We start from the raw sequence: 439 nt of genomic DNA, 5'->3' as shown, positions 1-439 counted from the left end.
CCCTTCCGTCGCCATCTCGCGGGCGTCGACGACCGCTGGAATGTTTCGCAATTTCTACGAGAGCAACAGCGAACAAACCTTCGTACCGGACCCGCTCGACGAGGGTGAAGTTCGAGAGACTGCGTTGCGGGCAGCTGACTGGGAGTGGATCAACCACGGGATTGTGAAAGCACAGCGTGAGGTGGCCGGTCTGCTGAACATCCCCGAATCGCAGTACGTCACGACGAACAAGATGCGCTGGTCTATGAGTCGACCGGGCGAGGGCGTCCCGCCGGGAACGCCTCGGTTCGACTTTGCCGAACACAACGTCGCAGGCGCGTCGCACGAGGAGGAGCAAGTCGCCATGCTTGACGAGTCTGGTCGTGGCGACCCCTTCTGGTACGGGTTCGGGAGTCGGCACGGCGTCGAAGTCGGCATCGAACCGGACGTGCTGAATGTC

At 62.0% G+C, this 439-nt stretch carries 1 pseudogene; it reads left to right on the top strand.

Features of this window, described 5'->3' with window-relative positions:
- Positions 1–40: 40 nt before the first annotated feature.
- Positions 41–439: pseudogene (locus tag D3D02_RS19980) on the top strand (hypothetical protein); the annotation flags it as partial.

The sequence above is a fragment of the Halobellus sp. Atlit-38R genome (genome assembly GCF_003665925.1).
Taxonomy (GTDB): domain Archaea; phylum Halobacteriota; class Halobacteria; order Halobacteriales; family Haloferacaceae; genus Haloquadratum; species Haloquadratum inordinatus.
The sequence above is the reverse complement of the archived record's forward strand: the minus strand, read 5'-3'. Positions and strand labels throughout refer to the sequence as shown.